General features: G+C 61.2%; 1 pseudogene. It reads left to right on the top strand.

The annotated features are described in order from the left end of the window. Positions 1 to 94: 94 nt before the first annotated feature. Positions 95 to 546: pseudogene (locus tag AU465_RS32930) on the top strand (transposase); the annotation flags it as partial.

The following is a 546-nucleotide window of genomic DNA, read 5'->3' as shown; positions in this document are numbered from 1 at the left end:
CTAGAGCGGTTCAAGATTTGACGGAATCGGAGGGGATTCCCGATTTGTCGGATTTGTGATTCAAGATGCTGGCTGGAATGGAGGCCAGCATCTGATGACGCGACCTCTTTCGGACGATCTTCGCGAACGGGTTGTGGTGGCGGTTTTGAGTGGTGAGAGCCGCCGGTCGGCCGCCAAACGGTTCGGCATTTCGGTTTCGGCGGCGGTGAAGTTGTTGCAGCGTCATCGGGCGACTGGCTCGGTTGCGCCTGGCAAGATGGGCGGACATCGCAAGAGGGTGCTGGAGCCGCACCGTGCTTTCATCGAGGCCCGTCTGCGTGAGACGCCGCATCTGACGCTGCATGGTCTGAAGGATGAGTTGGCCGCTCGCGGAGTCAAGGTCTCGCACAACGCAGTGTGGCAGTTCCTGCGCCGCGAGGGCCTGAGCTTCAAAAAAAACGCTGTTCGCCCTTGAGCAGGCACGCGCCGATGTTGCCCGCAGGCGCCAACGATGGCGATCCTGGCAGGCTGGCCTCGATCCCCAGTGCCTGGTCTTCATCGACGAGA

It is taken from the genome of Mesorhizobium silamurunense, from assembly GCF_014843905.1.
In the GTDB taxonomy this organism is placed as follows: domain Bacteria; phylum Pseudomonadota; class Alphaproteobacteria; order Rhizobiales; family Rhizobiaceae; genus Mesorhizobium; species Mesorhizobium silamurunense.
The sequence above is the reverse complement of the archived record's forward strand: the minus strand, read 5'-3'. Positions and strand labels throughout refer to the sequence as shown.